At 62.5% G+C, this 16,304-nt stretch carries 13 protein-coding genes; 5 read left to right on the top strand and 8 right to left on the bottom strand.

Features of this window, described 5'->3' with window-relative positions; translation table 11 throughout:
• Positions 1-192: 192 nt before the first annotated feature.
• Complete coding sequence (locus IB279_RS03565; protein ID WP_113189586.1) at positions 193-1,377, bottom strand: NAD(P)/FAD-dependent oxidoreductase; 1,185 nt, start codon at positions 1,375-1,377, stop codon at positions 193-195.
• A 123-nt stretch (positions 1,378-1,500) separates the two neighbouring features.
• On the opposite strand from IB279_RS03565, the gene IB279_RS03560 reads away from it, so the two are divergent.
• The 5 genes from IB279_RS03560 to edd all read left to right on the top strand — a co-directional run bounded on the left by IB279_RS03560 (position 1,501) and on the right by edd (position 8,534).
• Positions 1,501-2,937, top strand: coding sequence for a glutamine synthetase family protein (locus IB279_RS03560; protein WP_113189587.1), 1,437 nt, complete (start codon positions 1,501-1,503; stop codon positions 2,935-2,937).
• Between the two features lie 15 nt (positions 2,938-2,952).
• A complete protein-coding gene (locus IB279_RS03555) occupies positions 2,953-4,239 on the top strand; it encodes an FAD-binding oxidoreductase (protein WP_113189588.1) in 1,287 nt (428 codons plus the stop codon).
• A 96-nt stretch (positions 4,240-4,335) separates the two neighbouring features.
• Positions 4,336-5,811: a glucose-6-phosphate dehydrogenase gene (gene zwf / locus IB279_RS03550; RefSeq protein WP_034800796.1), complete on the top strand. Its 1,476-nt coding sequence runs from the start codon at positions 4,336-4,338 to the stop codon at positions 5,809-5,811.
• 8 nt (positions 5,812-5,819) lie between these two features.
• Positions 5,820-6,518, top strand: a complete 699-nt coding sequence (pgl, locus tag IB279_RS03545; RefSeq protein ID WP_034800794.1) for a 6-phosphogluconolactonase — start codon at positions 5,820-5,822, stop codon at positions 6,516-6,518.
• Positions 6,519-6,713: 195 nt separating this feature from the next.
• On the top strand, positions 6,714-8,534 hold the full coding sequence (edd, locus tag IB279_RS03540; protein WP_060601911.1) for a phosphogluconate dehydratase: 1,821 nt from the start codon (positions 6,714-6,716) through the stop codon (positions 8,532-8,534).
• A 59-nt stretch (positions 8,535-8,593) separates the two neighbouring features.
• On the opposite strand, the gene IB279_RS03535 is transcribed toward edd, so the two are convergent.
• The 7 genes from IB279_RS03535 to IB279_RS03505 all read right to left on the bottom strand — a co-directional run bounded on the left by IB279_RS03535 (position 8,594) and on the right by IB279_RS03505 (position 16,200).
• Positions 8,594-8,959, bottom strand: a complete 366-nt coding sequence (locus IB279_RS03535; RefSeq protein ID WP_112975984.1) for a GFA family protein — start codon at positions 8,957-8,959, stop codon at positions 8,594-8,596.
• 77 nt (positions 8,960-9,036) lie between these two features.
• Complete coding sequence (locus tag IB279_RS03530) at positions 9,037-9,444, bottom strand: hypothetical protein (RefSeq protein ID WP_034800789.1); 408 nt, start codon at positions 9,442-9,444, stop codon at positions 9,037-9,039.
• Positions 9,445-9,672: 228 nt separating this feature from the next.
• Positions 9,673-10,761, bottom strand: coding sequence for an ABC transporter ATP-binding protein (locus IB279_RS03525; RefSeq protein WP_060516511.1), 1,089 nt, complete (start codon positions 10,759-10,761; stop codon positions 9,673-9,675).
• Positions 10,762-10,810: 49 nt separating this feature from the next.
• On the bottom strand, positions 10,811-12,463 hold the full coding sequence (locus IB279_RS03520) for an alpha-glucosidase family protein (RefSeq protein WP_375292941.1): 1,653 nt from the start codon (positions 12,461-12,463) through the stop codon (positions 10,811-10,813).
• 28 nt (positions 12,464-12,491) lie between these two features.
• Positions 12,492-13,637 (bottom strand): carbohydrate ABC transporter permease, encoded by a 1,146-nt coding sequence (locus IB279_RS03515; protein WP_089044685.1) that lies wholly within the window; start codon positions 13,635-13,637, stop codon positions 12,492-12,494.
• Between the two features lies 1 nt (position 13,638).
• A complete protein-coding gene (locus IB279_RS03510; protein WP_113189590.1) occupies positions 13,639-14,652 on the bottom strand; it encodes a carbohydrate ABC transporter permease in 1,014 nt (337 codons plus the stop codon).
• Between the two features lie 189 nt (positions 14,653-14,841).
• On the bottom strand, positions 14,842-16,200 hold the full coding sequence (locus IB279_RS03505) for an ABC transporter substrate-binding protein (protein WP_034800777.1): 1,359 nt from the start codon (positions 16,198-16,200) through the stop codon (positions 14,842-14,844).
• Positions 16,201-16,304 lie beyond the last annotated feature (104 nt).

The following is a 16,304-nucleotide window of genomic DNA, read 5'->3' as shown; positions in this document are numbered from 1 at the left end:
ATGACCCCGCATTGCCTGTCACAGTTATATTGCAGCCATGCCGTGGCGGAAGAAAGTCAAAAAATTAGAAACAGTGTTATTTCCGTTTACGCGACAATCCGATCCACCAACTGCCGGCTGTGCCGACAAGGATAAAGGTTCGGCGAGATACATTAACAATCACTGAAGCTCGATCCGCCAAAAGCGGGGAGATCAGGCGTCCTGGCCGGCCGCAAAGCCCGATGCCCAGGCCCATTGGAAATTGTAGCCGCCGAGCCATCCGGTCACATCGACGCACTCACCGATAAAATAGAGCCCCGGCACCGCCTTGGCCTGCATCGTCTTGGAGTCGAGCCCGTTGGTATCGACGCCGCCAAGCGTAACTTCGGCCGTCCGGTAGCCTTCCGAACCGGCTGGCTTGATGGTCCAGGCCTGGATCGAGGTAGCAAGCTGATTGATGGCTTTATCCGAGAGGTCGGCAAGCTGGCGCCCGGTCAGCTTTGCGCCGTCGGCGAAAAACTGTGCGAGCCGCCGCGGCAGGATATCGCCGAGCGCCGTCTGCACCGCCTGTTTGCCGTGGGTGCGGCGGATTTCTTTCAGGATCGCGGCAATGTCGATGTCGGGCATCAGCCTGAGCACGATCTCCTGCCCTTCGCGCCAATAGGAGGATATCTGCAGGATCGCAGGGCCGCTCAGGCCGCGATGGGTGATCAGCACCGCCTCGCGGAACGCCGTCTTGCCGGACCGCGCTTCCGCATCTGCGGCAACGCCGGCCAGTTCCCCGATCGCTTCGAGCTGCGCCGGGTCGAGCGTCAGCGGCACGAGACCGGGCCGCGTTTCAATGAGCCCGAGACCGAACTGCTCGGCGATCCGGTAGGCAAGCCCGGTCGCCCCCATCTTCGGGATCGACTTGCCGCCGCTGGCAACGACCAGCGACTGCGCATCGATCGGCCCCTCGCCCGTCATCACGCGAAAACCGGCACCATGGCGCTCGACACTCTCGATCGTCGTTTCGAGGCGAAGATCGGCATGCACGTCACGCATTTCGGAAAGCAGCACCTTGATGATGTCTTTCGCCGAATGGTCGCAGAAGAGTTGACCGAGGGTCTTTTCGTGCCAGGCTATGCCATGCTTTTCGACAAGGGCCAGGAAATCGCGCGGGGTGTAGCGCGCCAGCGCCGACTTGCAAAAATGCGGGTTGGCCGACAGGAAGTTCTTCGGGCCCGCATGGATATTGGTGAAATTGCAGCGGCCGCCGCCGGAGATACGGATCTTTTCGCCCGGCGCCTTGGCATGGTCGAGCACGGCCACGCGGCGGCCGCGCTTGCCCGCCTCGATGGCGCACATCATGCCGGCGGCACCGGCGCCAATGATGATCACATCTGTCTTTTCAGCCACGAAACACTCCGCTCGTTTGTCCTTCCATTCCGGGGGCAAAGCACAAAGTCAATGATCAAGCCCATCTAGCCAATTGCCAATCTGTGGTTATGATGCGCTATCCGAAGCCAAAACCGGTGATTTATGCCCTCCAAGAGAAGTGCTGCCCAACAAACAACGAAAATCAGCAAAACTTCGAAAATACCTCCCGCCCTCCACTCCCTCCGAGGTGTAAAGACCTGGAAGGAAGCCACGGACTGGCTCAAGATCCGCGGCATCGAAGACGTCGAATGCATCACGCCCGATCTTGCCGGCGTTCCGCGCGGCAAGATGATGCCGACCTCGAAGTTCACCTCCAATACCTCGCTGGCGCTGCCGTCCGCCGTCTATCGCCACACGATCTCGGGCGAATATCCAGACGAAACCGGCCAGTTCCGCTACGATTCCCGCGACAGCGACATCAAGCTCGTGCCCGATCTCTCGACCCTTTCGGTCGTGCCCTGGGAGACCGACCCGACGGCGCAGGTGATCTGCGACATCGTCGGCTCGCAGGGCGAACAGATCAGTTACACGCCGCGCAACGTGCTGAAGCGCGTGGTCGATCTCTACAAGCAGAAAGGCTGGAAGCCGGTCGTAGCACCCGAGATCGAATTCTACCTCGTCGCCACCAATGACGATCCGGATTATCCCCTGCATCCACCGAAAGGCCGCTCCGGTCGCTCGATTCTCGGCGGCCAGGGCTATTCGATCGCCGGCATCAACGAATTCGACGAACTGATCGACGACATCTACCACTTCTCGGAGAAGCAGGGTCTCGAGATCGATACGCTGATCCACGAAGAAGGGCCGGCGCAGCTGGAGATCAACCTGCGCCATGGCGATCCGATCGAGCTGGCCGACCAGGTCTTCCTGTTCAAGCGCACCATCCGCGAGGCGGCGCTGAAACACGGTATCTACGCCACCTTCATGGCGAAGCCCATGCAGGGCCAGCCGGGCTCGGCGATGCACATTCACCAGTCGGTGGTCGAGATCAACACCGGCCGCAACCTGTTCTCCAACCCGGACGGTTCCGCATCGAAGGAATTCTTCCACTTCATTGGCGGCATGCAGCACTATGTGCCGCGCACGCTTGTGATGATGGCGCCCTATGTGAACTCCTTCCGCCGACTGACGCCCGACATGTCGGCGCCGGTCAACACCGCCTGGGGCTACGACAACCGCACCACCGCCTTCCGCATCCCGGTGTCGGAGCCGGTCGCCCGGCGTATCGAGAACCGGCTGCCGAGTTCAGATGCCAATCCCTATCTGGCGCTCGCGGCCTCGCTTGCCTGCGGTTATCTCGGCATCATCGAACAGCGCGAACCGACGGCGCCGACCGAGGACACGGCCAACGAGGGCGAGATCGACTTGCCCCGCGGCCTGCTCGAAGCCGTGGCCCTGCTGGAATCGGCACCGTCGCTGGCCCAGGTGCTGAGCCCGGAGTTCATCGCCATCTATGCCGGCGTCAAACGCGGCGAGTTCGAGACCTTCATGCAGGTCATCAGTCCCTGGGAACGCGAATTCCTGCTTCTCAACGTCTGACCTCAGAGGTTCTCCATGTCCTGGCAAAGCCCGATCTCGCCCGGTTATTCCTGGTATGAGGCGACGGTTCCGGACCGACCGGAGTATCCGGCCATGCCGGGATCGCGGAAAGCCAATGTCGCGATCGTGGGCGGCGGCTATACGGGATTGCAGGCGGCTTACAACCTTGCCAAGCAAGGCGTCGACGTCACCCTGATCGACGCCTGCCGCTTCGGCGACGGCGCCTCTGGCCGCAATGGCGGCCAGTTTGGCACAGGTCAGCGCGCCTGGGCGGATGAGACGGAGGAAAGCGTCGGCCATGAGCGGGCGCAGGCACTGTTCGACATGGCCGAGAACGCCAAGCGTTACGTGCTCGACTTCGCGAACGGGAACGGGATCGACATCGAATTCGTGCCAGGCCAGCTCTCGGTCGGGCACAAGCAAAGCCTCGAAAAAGACTATCGCGACCATGCCGAAGCGATGGCGGCGCGCTTCGGCTATCCGCATCTGACTTTCATGGAGCGCGAGGAAACAGCAAGCCGGCTCGGATCGAACCACTACCACTTCGGCATTCGCGATGCCGGCACCGGCCATATCCACCCCATGAAGCTGCTGGTCGGCCTTGCGAAACAGGCAGCGCTGGCCGGCGCCAACCTTTTCGAGCAGACCAAGGCCCTGAAAATCGACCGCCAGGGTGGCGCGATCGTCATTGCCACCGACCGCGGCACCATCACCGCCGACCGCGTTCTCGTCGCCTGCAATGCCTATATCGGCAACCTGGAGCCGGTGAGCGCCAGCCACGTCATGCCGATCCGTTCCTTCATCGGCGCGACGACGGTGCTTTCGGACCACCCTGATGTCATTCCCGGCGGCGAATCGGTCGACGATTCGCGCTTCGTCGTGCGCTACTTCCGCAAGTCGCGGGATGGGCGGCTGCTGTTCGGCGGCCGCGAAGCCTATACGGCCGACAATCCGCGCGACATCTCCACCCATATCCGCCGACAGATCAGCGAGATCTACCCGCAGCTCGCCAATGTCGAGATCACCCACGCCTGGGGCGGCTCCGTCGGTATCACCATGCCGCGCACCCCCTTTTGTCGCGAGGTCATGCCGGGCGTCACCTCGATCGGCGGCTATTCCGGCCACGGTGTGATGCTCTCCAACTATTGCGGCAAGCTCTATGCGGACCTGGCGCTCGGCCAGGGCACCGAGCTCGACCTCTTGAAGGCTCTGAAAATCCCGGCTTTTCCGGGCGGAACCCGGTTCCGCTCCGCCCTTCTCTTCTTCGCGCTTAGCTGGTACGCATTACGCGACAGGTTTTGAAAAACGCTTGCGGCGGCATTTTATTGCGCCGCACTCTAGCGCCTTTAAATCGATTAGATTATATGTGCCCCTGACCTGAACAGATCGAGATATCCCATGAGCAGCCAGATCATCCCCGTCGAACCATTTGACTATGTGGTGTTCGGGGGCACCGGCGATCTTGCGGAGCGCAAGCTGTTGCCGGCGCTCTATCACCGCCAGTTGGAAGGCCAGATCACCGAGCCGACGCGCATCATCGGCGCCTCGCGCGCGGCACTCAGCCATGAGGACTATCGCAAGTTTGCCGTCGATGCTCTGAAGGAACATCTGAAGGCGGAAGAGTACAAGGAAGAGGAAGTCGCGAAGTTCGCTGCACGCCTGTTCTACGTCTCCGTCGACGCCAAGTCCGACCAGGGTTGGGACTCGCTGAAGAAGATCCTCGAAGAGGGCAAGGAGCGCATCCGCGCCTTCTATCTCGCCGTCGGCCCTGCGATCTTCGGCGACATCTCCGAGCGCATCCGCGATCACAAGCTGATCACCAAGAACACCCGCATCGTCGTCGAAAAGCCGATCGGCCGCGACCTCGCCTCTGCGACCGAACTCAACGACACGATCGGCAAGGTTTTCCGCGAAGAGCAGATCTTCCGCATCGACCACTATCTCGGCAAGGAGACGGTGCAGAACCTGATGGCGCTGCGCTTTGCCAACGCGCTCTACGAGCCGCTGTGGAACTCGGCCCATATCGACCACGTGCAGATCACCGTGTCGGAAGCCGTCGGGCTTGAAAATCGTGCCGGCTACTACGACAAGGCCGGCGCGCTGCGCGACATGGTGCAGAACCACATCCTGCAGCTCGTCTGCTTCGTCGCCATGGAAGCGCCGACCTCGATGGACGCCGAAGCGGTGCGCGACGAGAAGCTGAAGGTTCTGCGCGCGCTGAAGCCGATCACCTCGTCGAATGTCGAGCAGGTGACGGTGCGCGGCCAGTACCGCGCCGGCGCTTCGGCCGGCGGCCCGGTCAAGGGCTACCTCGAAGAACTCGAAGGCGGCGTTTCGAACACCGAGACCTTTGTGGCGATCAAGGCGGAAGTCAGCAACTGGCGCTGGGCCGGCGTGCCTTTCTACATCCGCACCGGCAAGCGCCTTGCCGGCCGCATGTCGGAAATCGTCATCACCTTCAAGCAGATCCCGCATTCGATCTTCGACAGCAATGCCGGCCGCATCTCGGCCAACCAACTGGTCATCCGCCTGCAGCCGAACGAAGGCGTGAAGCAGTCGCTGATGATCAAGGACCCGGGCCCGGGCGGCATGCGCCTGCGCAGCGTCTCGCTGGACATGAGCTTTGCCGAAGCCTTCGCCGTGCGCAATGCGGATGCCTATGAGCGGCTGCTCTTCGACGTCATCCGCAACAACCAGACGCTGTTCGTGCGCCGCGACGAGGTCGAGGCCGCATGGAAGTGGGTCGATCCGATCCTGAAGGCCTGGGAAGAAACCGGGCAGCAGGTTCAGGGCTACACCGCCGGCACCTGGGGTCCGAGCCAGTCAATTGCGCTGATCGAGCGTGACGGCCGGACCTGGAACGACGCGATATAGGTGCGCCGATGACGTCTAAGCTTCATACATTCGAAAACGGCGCAGCACTGGCGCAAGGCCTTGCCGATGCGGTCAGCAGCGCTCTTGCTGCCGGTGTCGCCGCACGCGGCTCCGCAAGCATCGCCGTCTCCGGCGGCTCCACGCCCAAGGCATTCTTCCAGGCGCTTTCGAAGAAGGACATCGCCTGGGACAAGGTGACGGTGACGCTGGTCGACGAACGCTTCGTGCCGCCGGAAAGCGACCGCTCCAACCACGGCCTCGTGGCGGCCAACCTGCTTCAGGACAAGGCCGCTGCAGCAACTTTCCTGCCGCTCTACCAGGCGGCCCCGACAGCGGAGGCCGCGGCTGATCTCGCAAGCCGGGAAACGGCGAAGATCGGTGCACCGTTCGACGTGGCGATCCTCGGCATGGGAACGGACGGGCACACTGCATCGTTCTTCCCGGGCGGATCGCAGCTCGCGCGCGCCATCGATCCGGCAACGCCGCGCGGCGTGATCACGATGGAAGCCGAGGGTGCCGGCGAAACCCGGCTGACCTTTACTTTTGCCAGCCTCCAGGATGCGCGGCTTCTGGTGCTGCACATCGAAGGCGAAGGCAAGAAGACGGTTCTCGCCAAGGCCGAAGAAGCCGGCGACGAGAAGGACATGCCGATCCGCGCGATGCTGCGCCGCGCCGCGTCGCCGGTGCAGATTTACTGGGCGCCGTAGATCGGAATGATGTTGGGCCGAACCGGCCCGATAGGAACTTTGGAGACACGTTCAGCCGGTGGCGCGCTCCCGTCGGAATGGACAGGTGTTTCTGAGAAACGCCGGGACGCGGCTTGCGCTCTCCCAAGCTCGCCGCGCTCCGGACGATGACTGGATGAAGATGAGGAGTCTGAAGACTCCGGAACAGGATTTGTCATGTCCGCCGATTCCCGCATTGCCTCGATCACGGCTCGCATCGTCGAGCGCTCGAAACCCCACCGCGAGCCCTATCTCGATCGCGTCCGCCGGGCGGCATCGAGCGGTCCGCATCGCAGCGTGCTCGGCTGCGGCAACCTCGCGCATGGATTTGCGGTCTGTTCCCCCGCCGAGAAGGTAGCGCTTGCGGGCGACCGCGTGGCCAATCTCGGCATCATCACCTCCTACAATGACATGCTTTCGGCGCATCAGCCGTTCGAGACCTATCCGGCGCTGATCCGCCAGGCGGCAAGCGAGGCAGGGGGCGTCGCACAGGTTGCCGGCGGCGTGCCGGCCATGTGCGACGGCGTCACGCAGGGGCAGCCGGGCATGGAGCTCTCGCTGTTTTCCCGCGACCTGATCGCTATGGCCGCCGGCGTCGGCCTGTCGCACAACATGTTTGATTCCACCGTCTATCTCGGCGTCTGCGACAAGATCGTGCCGGGCCTCGTGATCGCAGCGCTCACCTTCGGCCACCTGCCGGCGATCTTCGTTCCCGCCGGACCAATGACCTCGGGCCTACCGAACGACGAGAAGGCGCGGGTCCGCCAGTTGTTCGCCGAAGGCAAGGTCGGCCGCGACGAACTGCTCGAGGCGGAATCCAAGTCCTACCACGGACCGGGAACCTGCACCTTCTACGGCACCGCCAACTCCAACCAGATGCTGATGGAGATCATGGGCTTCCACCTGCCCGGCGCTTCCTTCATCAATCCGGGCACGCCGCTGCGCGACGCGCTGACCAAGGAAGCCGCCAAGCGGGCGCTGGCGATCACCGCCATGGGCAACGAGTTCACCCCGGCGGGCGAAATGATCGACGAGCGCTCGATCGTCAACGGCGTCGTCGGCCTGCATGCGACCGGCGGGTCGACCAACCACACGATGCACCTCGTCGCGATGGCGCGGGCTGCCGGCATCTTGCTCACCTGGCAGGACATTTCAGAGCTCTCGGACATCGTTCCGCTGCTGGCCCGCGTCTATCCGAACGGGCTCGCCGACGTGAACCACTTCCACGCCGCCGGCGGCATGGGCTTCCTGATCAGCCAGCTGCTTCGCGCCGGCCTGCTGCACGACGACGTGCGCACCGTCGTCGGCCAGGGACTCGATGCCTACAAGATCGACGTCCGGCTTGGCGCCGACGGCAATGTCGAACGCGTGCCGACGCCGAAGGAAAGCGCTGACCCGAAGGTGCTTGCGACCATCGATCAGCCGTTCCAGCATTCGGGCGGCCTGAAGATGCTGACCGGCAATCTCGGCAAGGCCGTCATCAAGATCTCTGCCGTCAAGCCGGACCGTCACATCATCGAGGCGCCTGCCAAGATCTTCCACGACCAGGCCGAGCTCAATGCCGCCTTCAAGGCCGGCAAGCTCGAGGGCGACTTCGTCGCCGTCGTGCGCTTCCAGGGTCCGAAGGCGAACGGCATGCCGGAACTGCACAAGCTGACGACCGTGCTCGGCATTCTGCAGGACCGCGGCCAGCGCGTCGCCATCCTGACGGACGGCCGCATGTCCGGTGCGTCCGGCAAGGTGCCGGCGGCAATCCACGTGACGCCGGAGGCCAAGGACGGCGGTCCGATCGCTCGCATCCAGGAAGGCGATATCGTCCGCATCGACGCTGTTGCCGGAACGATCGAGGTGTTGGTCGAAGACATCGCACTCAAGACACGCGTGCCCGCCCATGCGGATCTGTCGGACAACGACTTCGGCATGGGCCGCGAGCTATTCGCGCCCTTCCGCGCGATCGCGGGTGCGGCTGATCAGGGCGCCAGCGTTCTCTTCCACTGAGATAGAAAAGCGCCGCTCCCATTGGGGCGGCGCTTGGTCTTCAAACGATCGTGAAAAGCTCAGGGCAGTGGCCCGGGGAACATGTCGTTGCGCCCGTCATAGCGCTCGATATCCAGCGTGAAGACATCGACCCCCTCGATGCAGCGCGCATTGATCGAGATCTTGTTATCCGGATAGCCGCTGCGCATGATCGGGGTCGAACAGGTCGGGCAGAAATGGTGCCCCTCGTTGAGGCCGCGCCAGATGTAGCTCGACAGGCGGCGCTTTTCGGTCAAGAGCTTTACCTTTGCGGCATCCACCTTCCAGTGCAGAAAGCCGGAGCGCCGGCAGGTCGAGCAGTTGCAGTCGACGAGACCACCAAGCTCTTCGTCGACTTCGACGGCGATATCGCCGCAATGGCACGAAAGCCGATAGGGTCGCTGCATGGTTCAGGTCCGAATCCGTTGATTGAGACCACAACCATCCATTGAGCGCGGTGGAGCCGTCAAGCCCAGCATGGCACTCAGCGGTAGATGTCGAGCGTCCGGTTGCGGTGGTTCGGATGGCTGCTGTAGACGAAGATACGATTGAGGTCGCGGTCAGTCAGCATGCGCAGGAAGCGCGCCTCGATGACGTTGTTGGCATGCACCCGCTTCAACAGGCAGCCGACCATCTGGATGCGTGCGCTCGGGATATCCAGGTAGAAATTCTGTGGCAGCTGGTACTGCGTGAGGATGCTGATCAGCGCGCCGCTTTTCGAAAGCTTGATGATTTCGCAGCGACGAGAGCTCAGTTGCGTCATGCCCTTCTCAGTGTATTCGATGCGCGCCTCGTTTCGCGTGTCCTCCATCGGGAAGCTGGTCTCCCGATCGTACATGAAGGACTCTTCCTTGTTCAGGAAGTGCTGCAAGACAGGTGCCGCGCCGTTCATCGAAATGCCTTTCCATATCCCCTTTTGATACAGACTAGCGGCAGAGATTTAACAGACGGTTGGTCCGACGACCGGATGAAAAACCGCCCGGCAAAAACCGGGCGGAGCAAGTTCGTGACCAGGAATCTTGGTTACGCAATCCTCAACGCAAAGCCGCTTCGCCCGCTTCCTTGGAAGTAGGCCGCAATTCCGGACGGAAAACCGCTTCGCACTTTTCCTGCAATTGCTTCAGACGCGGTAGCTGCGGCCCTCGTCGTTGAAGAGGTGTAGCTTGGCCTTGTCGGCCGTGAAGCGCACCTTGTCGCCGCGGTGAACCGGCAGGATGCCGGGGATCTTGGCGATGATCGGCTCCTTGTCGACGAGACCCTCGATATAGAGCAGGGTCACTTCGCCGAGCGCCTCGACGATCGAGATCGTGCCTTCGAACAGGAAGTCGTCGCCTGTCGAGACCTGCAGGTCTTCCGGGCGAACGCCGAAACTCGCAATCTTGCCGTTCTGCGAGGAGTCGGTCGGGATATCGAGCGTCACGCTCTTGCCGCCGGTCAGCTTCACCGTCGTCTGCGCGCCGGTCGCCGTGATCGTCGAAGGGATGATGTTCATCGCCGGCGAGCCGATGAAGCGCGCGACGAACAGATTGGCCGGACGCTCATAGAGTTCGAGCGGCGGGCCTACCTGCTCGATGTGCCCCTGCGACAGCACGACGATGCGGTCGGCGAGCGTCATTGCCTCCACCTGGTCGTGGGTGACGTAGATCATCGTCGTGCCCGCCATCTGTTCGCTGAGCTTGGCGATCTCGATGCGGGTGGCGACACGAAGGGCCGCGTCGAGGTTCGAGAGCGGCTCGTCGAACAGGAAGACCTTGGGGTCACGGCAGATGGCGCGGCCGATGGCGACGCGCTGTCTCTGCCCGCCGGAGAGCGCCTTCGGCAGACGGTCGAGATACTTGGTCAGCTGCAGGATATCGGCGGCGTTGCGCACGCGACGGTCGATCTCTTCCTTGCTTTCCTTGGCGATCCGCATGCCGAAAGCCATGTTGTCGTAGACGGTCATGTGCGGATAGAGCGCATAGGACTGGAACACCATGGCGATGCCGCGCTTCGACGGGGGCACGGTGTTGACGCGCTCGCCGTCGATGAACATGTCGCCGCCAGTGATCTCCTCGAGACCGGCGATCATGCGCAGAAGCGTCGACTTTCCACAGCCGGACGGGCCGACGAAAACGATGAACTCGCCCTGCTTGATGTCGAGATTGATGCCGTGAATGACATCGACCGCGCCGTAGGACTTGCGGATATCTTTAAGCAGCAGACCCGTCATTGCACCCTCCTCTTCGGTTCTTCCCGTCTATCTCTGTTGTCATCTGCCTTCACACCAGCCGCGCGAAGTAGGCGCCCCAGGCCGGCAGATGCACCGTTCCGTTCTTGACCTCGGACACGAAGCCGTGCCCTTCCAATGCAGCCACCGGCTCGTTCGGCAGCGTGGCCGCAGCCGGCACGCCGCTCATGTTGAACAGGCAGAAAAGCTTCTCGTTGCCGTGGCTGCGCACGAAAGCAAGCACCGAGCCGTCCGTGCTCAGGAACTCGATCTCGCCCTTGGCAAACGCCGGATACGCCTTGCGGAAATGCAGGAAGCGACGGTAGTGCTCGAGCACCGAGGCCGGATCGCCCTGCTGCGCCGACACGGCGCGCTTGAGGTGTTCCGCCGGCACCGGCAGCCAGGGTTTTGCGCTGCCGAAGCCGCCATTGACCGTGGCACCGTCCCAGACCATCGGTGTGCGGCAACCGTCGCGACCCTTGAAATCCGGCCAGAACTGGATGCCATAGGGATCCTTCAGGTCTTCATAGGCAAGCTCGGCTTCCGACAGCGCCAGTTCCTCGCCCTGATAGATGCAGACCGAGCCGCGCAGCGACATCAGAAGGCTCGCAAGCAGTTTCGCATGAGCGTCGCGATCGGCAACGCCCGCTCCCCAGCGGCTGACATGGCGCACGACGTCATGGTTCGAGAAGGCCCAGCAGGCCCAACCTTCTGGCGCCGCCTTCTGGAAGTTTCGGAGAACCTCGGCGACCGTCGCCGGTGTCAGCGGATCCGGCGCCAAGAATTCGAAGGCGTAGCACATCTGCATCTTGTCGCCGCCGGAGGTATATTGGCCGGCGATCTCCAGACCGCGCTGGCTGTCGCCGACTTCGCCGACCGCAGCGATTGCCGGGAACTCGTCCATAACGGCGCGGAAGCGCTTCAGGAACTCGAGGTTCTCCGGCCGATTCTTGTCGTAGAGATGTTCCTGATAGTTGTAGGGGTTGACCGCCGGTGCGGTCTGGGCGTTGCGGCGCTCCGGCGCCAGCGCCGGATTGTCGCGCAGCTGCTTGTCGTGGAAATAGAAGTTGATGGTGTCGAGGCGGAAGCCGTCGACGCCGCGCTCCAGCCAGAAACGCTCGACGGCCAGCAGCGCATCCTGCACTTCCGGATTGTGCAGGTTGAGGTCCGGCTGCGAGGTCAAGAAGTTGTGCATGTAATACTGCAGGCGCGTCGGATCCCAGGCCCAGGCCGAGCCGCCGAAGATCGACAGCCAGTTGTTGGGCGGGGTGCCGTCCGGCCTGGAACCAGCCCAGACGTACCAATCAGCCTTCGCGTTCGTCCGGCTCGACCGACTTTCGACGAACCAGGGATGCTGGTCCGACGTGTGCGAGAGAACGAGGTCGATCATCACCCGGATACCGAGGCGGTGCGCCTCGGCTATGACCGCGTCGAAATCGGCGAGGCTGCCGAAGATCGGGTCGACATCGCTATAGTTGGAGACGTCATAACCGAAGTCCTTCATCGGCGAGGTGAAGAACGGCGAAATCCAGATTGCGTCGGCACCGAGGGCGGCGATATGCGGCAAGCGGGCAACGATGCCCTTGAGGTCACCGATGCCGTCGCCGTTGGAGTCCTGGTAGGAGCGCGGATAGATCTGGTAGATCACCGCGCCGCGCCACCAATCCCGATCGGCCTGCAAAGTGGAAGTGCTCATTTCGGTCATGCTCATTGTCGTCGAAAGTCCTTAGATGTCAGCCGCCCTTGACCGAGCCCGCCAGCAGGCCGCGCACGAGATAGCGCTGCAGGCTGAAGAAGACGATCAGCGGAACGATGATGGTAATGAAGGCGGAGGCCGTCAGGATCTCCCAGTTGCCGCCGCGTGAACCGAGCAAGTTGACGAGCCGGCCGGTCAGAACCAGTTCGTCGGGCCCCGCGCCCAGGAACACGATGGCGACCAGCAGGTCGTTCCAGGTCCACAGGAACTGGAAGATCGCGAAGGAAGCGAGCGCCGGGAAGGACAGCGGCAGGATGATCTTGACGAAGATATCGAAATCGCTGGCGCCATCGACGCGGGCGGATTCCATGATTTCGCGCGGCAGGCCGGCCATGTAGTTGCGAAGCAGATAGATCGCCAGCGGCAGGCCGAAACCGGTATGGGCGAGCCAAATGCCGACATAGGTCTTGGCCGGCACGCCAAAGAAGGCGCCGACGCCGTTATAAAGCTTCAAGAGCGGGATCAGCGACATCTGCAGCGGCACGACGAGGAGGCCAACGACCACGGCGATCAGGATCGCACGGCCCGGAAACGGCATCCAGGCGAGCGCATAGGCCGCGAAGGCGGCGATCATGATCGGGATGATGGTCGCTGGCACGGCGACCGTCAGCGAATTGATGAAGGAGCGGCCGATTCCTTCGGCGCTCAGGACTTCGACATAGTTGTCGAAGGTGAAGCGCGGCGGCGACGATGCGGTGACGAAGACGCGCTGGCCGCGCGATCCTTCCATCTTCTTGTCGGAAACGATCTCGAAGTTGCCGTCGGCCTGAACGGTCAGTTTCTCGCCGTCGTTGAGCTCGGCGGTTTCGCCGGCCTTGAACGCAGTCGGCTCACGGCTGTTGAAGCCGAAGGCGGAGATCTGGCCCGGCTGACCTTCGAGCAAATTGCCGGAGATCACGAACTTGCCGTCGCGCTCCACCTGGCTTTCGGGGCCGGGCGCTCTCACGACGGTGTTCTGCGACGAAGTCGAAAGGGAAGTCCACCAGCCGGAAACGGCGAGCTGGTCCTTGTCGCGCAGCGACGAGATCAGAAGGCCTGCGGTCGGCAGCGTCCACAGTGCGACGATCAGAAAGACCGAGAGGTGGACGACCCACATGAGGGGAGAGCGTGTCGCTGGATTCATCTCAGTGCCCCTTCATTTCCTTGGCCGCATTGCGGATGTTCCAGACCATGATCGGAATGACGAGGATCATGATGACGACGGCGATCGCAGCCCCTCGGCCGAAGTCGCCGCCACCGCGGAACATCCAGTCGAACATGAGGTTGGCGAGCACCTGGCTCTGCCACTGGCCATTGGTCATGGCGAGCACGATATCGAAGACCTTCAGCACCAGGATGGTGATGGTCGTCCAGACGACGGCGATCGTGCCCCAGATCTGCGGCACCATGATCTTGAAGAAGATCTGCCAGCCATTGGCGCCGTCGATGACGGCGGCCTCGATCGTTTCCTCCGGAATGCCGCGAAGGGCTGCCGACAGGATGACCATGGCAAAACCCGTCTGGATCCAGACGAGGATCGCCATCAGGAAGAAGTTGTTCCAGAAGGGCAGCGTGATCCAGGCCTGCGGGGCGGCGCCGAAGGCAACGACGATGGCGTTCAGAAGGCCGATCTGCTCTGCCCCTTCCGGGCGAAAATCGTAGATGAACTTCCAGATGACCGCGGCACCGACAAACGAGATCGCCATCGGCATGAAGATCAGGGTCTTGGCGATATTGCCCCACCAGATCCGGTCGGTGAGCGCCGCGATGACGAGACCGAAGAAGGTCGAGAGCGCCGGGACGACGAGCAGCCAGAGGAAGTTGTTGTAAATCGACTGGCGGAATTCGCCGTCGTTGACCATCCAGGCATAGTTGCTGACGCCGAGGAAATTCTGACCCGCGCGGTCGTGGAAACTGTACCAGAGCGACATGATCACCGGGTAGATGAGGTAGGTCGCCAGAGCAAAGAGCGCGGGTGCGAGGAACAGCCACGGGCGGATGGCATTGGTGATGCGCAGGTTTCGCGAGGCGACCACACCCGATTTTCCCTTGGACGGGAAGATCAGGTCGAGAACAAGGCTGGTTCCCCAGAAATAGGCAGCGCAGCCGAGCACCCCGGCCAGCATGAACCCCGCAGCAGCGGCTAGCTGATAAAACATGACATGTCCCTCCCCTTGGGTGCACGTCCCCGTGCAGGGCTGGCGATTGTCGCCGTTCTCATTGGGGCGCGCGGCCTCTCAAGGGTTGGGGGCGGAAACGCACGGAGACCGCAACGCTTTTCCTCGTCCCGCCCTGGCAGCGAACCCGGGTCGGCAACGGGCGGCATTGCTGCCGCCCGTCATCTGTTGTTACTTGATGGCGTCCCAGGCCTTCTGCACGCCGTCGGCGACGTCGGCCGACGACTTGCCGCCGACGAAATCGACCATGCCGGTCCAGAACGCACCGGCGCCAATCTTGCCAGGCATCAGGTCCGAACCGTCGAAGCGGAAGGTGGTGGCGTTCAGAAGAATCTCGCCCTGCTTCTTCAGCGGCGGGTTGCCGTAGGTGTCGACATTGACGCTCTTGTAGGGCGTCAGGAAGCTCGTCTGCGCCATCCAGACTTCATGGGCGATCGGGGTCTTCAGGAACTCGATGAAGGCGCGTGCAGCCGGCGTGTCCTTGGTGATCATCGCCAGCGTGCCGGCGCCAAGCACCGGATTGCCGAGCTCCTTCTTGCTCTCGTAAGGCGGCATGTAGAAGAAGTCGGCGTCCTCGCCGATCTTCGTGCCCTCGGGGAAGAAGGACGGGATGAACGACGCCTGGTGGTGCAGGTAGCACTTCGGCGGCGAGGCAAAGAGGCCCTTCGGGCTGTCGCGGAAGTCGGTCGAGGCAACCGCTGCTGCACCGCCATCGACGAACTTGTCGTTCTTGGCGAACCAACCGAACTCGTCGATCGCACCGACGACGGCCGGATCGGTGAACGGGATCTCGTTCTTCACCCACTTGTCGTAGACGTCGGCCGGCTGCGTACGCAGCATCATGTCTTCCACCCAGTCGGTGGCCGGCCAGCCGGTGGCACCACCGGAGCCAAGGCCGATGCACCAGGGCTTGCCGCCATCGGCGGCGATCTTCTCTGTCAGCGCCTTCAGCTCTTCCATGGTCTTCGGCACTTCGTAGCCGGCGTCCTCGAAGTTCTCCGGCGAGTACCAGACGAGCGACTTCACGTCGATCTTGTAGGGGAACGCGAAGAGCGCAGCATTGCCGTCCTTGCCCTTGTAGGTCGACAGATCGACCCAGGACTGACCGGCGGCATAGTTGTCGAGCAGCCACTTCTGGGTTTCGTCGCCGAGCGGCGTCAGGTAGCCCTTGGAGGCGAGATCGGCGATCAGACCCGGCTGCGGGAGGATCGAGATTTCGGAGGGGCTGCCGGCCTGGGTGTCGATGACGATCTGCTGCTCGTAGTTTTCAGACGAGGAGTACTTGATCTCGGCGCCCGTCGCTTCGGTGAAGTAGGCATAGACGCTCTTGAACAGCGCCTCGTCTTCGCCGCGCCAGGGGCCGAAGATCGTCAGCGTCTGGCCCTTGAGGTCGTGGCCCTTCTTGAACTCCTCGAAGCTCGCCCAGTTGAACTTCGTATCTTCGCCCGGCTTGAACTTGAGGTCGGCGGCGCCGGCTGCACCTGCAATCAGGGCAAAGGCGGCCACGCCCAACAGCAATGATCTCTTCACGTTCTTCTCCTCCCAAAGATGAACCCGGATCCCGCCGGGCAGACGACAATGCGCGAAAAATTCAAAGCGCTTTGAGTTCGCTAACAAACCATTGCGACACGCGC

The organism is Ensifer sp. ENS06, assembly GCF_014852205.1.
Taxonomy (GTDB): domain Bacteria; phylum Pseudomonadota; class Alphaproteobacteria; order Rhizobiales; family Rhizobiaceae; genus Ensifer; species Ensifer adhaerens.
Note: the sequence above shows the minus strand (reverse complement) of the source record. Positions and strands in the feature narration are given on the sequence as shown.

Bases quoted from the DNA above. Each gene is read 5' to 3' on its own strand.
- IB279_RS03560 (WP_113189587.1), top strand. From the start codon at position 1,501: ATGCCCTCCAAGAGAAGTGCTGCCCAACAAACAACGAAAATCAGCAAA.
- IB279_RS03510 (WP_113189590.1), bottom strand. From the start codon at position 14,652: ATGTTTTATCAGCTAGCCGCTGCTGCGGGGTTCATGCTGGCCGGGGTG.
- IB279_RS03525 (WP_060516511.1), bottom strand. From the start codon at position 10,761: ATGACGGGTCTGCTGCTTAAAGATATCCGCAAGTCCTACGGCGCGGTC.
- IB279_RS03530 (WP_034800789.1), bottom strand. From the start codon at position 9,444: ATGAACGGCGCGGCACCTGTCTTGCAGCACTTCCTGAACAAGGAAGAG.
- IB279_RS03520 (WP_375292941.1), bottom strand. From the start codon at position 12,463: ATGACCGAAATGAGCACTTCCACTTTGCAGGCCGATCGGGATTGGTGG.
- pgl (WP_034800794.1), top strand. From the start codon at position 5,820: ATGACGTCTAAGCTTCATACATTCGAAAACGGCGCAGCACTGGCGCAA.
- IB279_RS03555 (WP_113189588.1), top strand. From the start codon at position 2,953: ATGTCCTGGCAAAGCCCGATCTCGCCCGGTTATTCCTGGTATGAGGCG.
- edd (WP_060601911.1), top strand. From the start codon at position 6,714: ATGTCCGCCGATTCCCGCATTGCCTCGATCACGGCTCGCATCGTCGAG.
- IB279_RS03515 (WP_089044685.1), bottom strand. From the start codon at position 13,637: ATGAATCCAGCGACACGCTCTCCCCTCATGTGGGTCGTCCACCTCTCG.
- zwf (WP_034800796.1), top strand. From the start codon at position 4,336: ATGAGCAGCCAGATCATCCCCGTCGAACCATTTGACTATGTGGTGTTC.
- IB279_RS03535 (WP_112975984.1), bottom strand. From the start codon at position 8,959: ATGCAGCGACCCTATCGGCTTTCGTGCCATTGCGGCGATATCGCCGTC.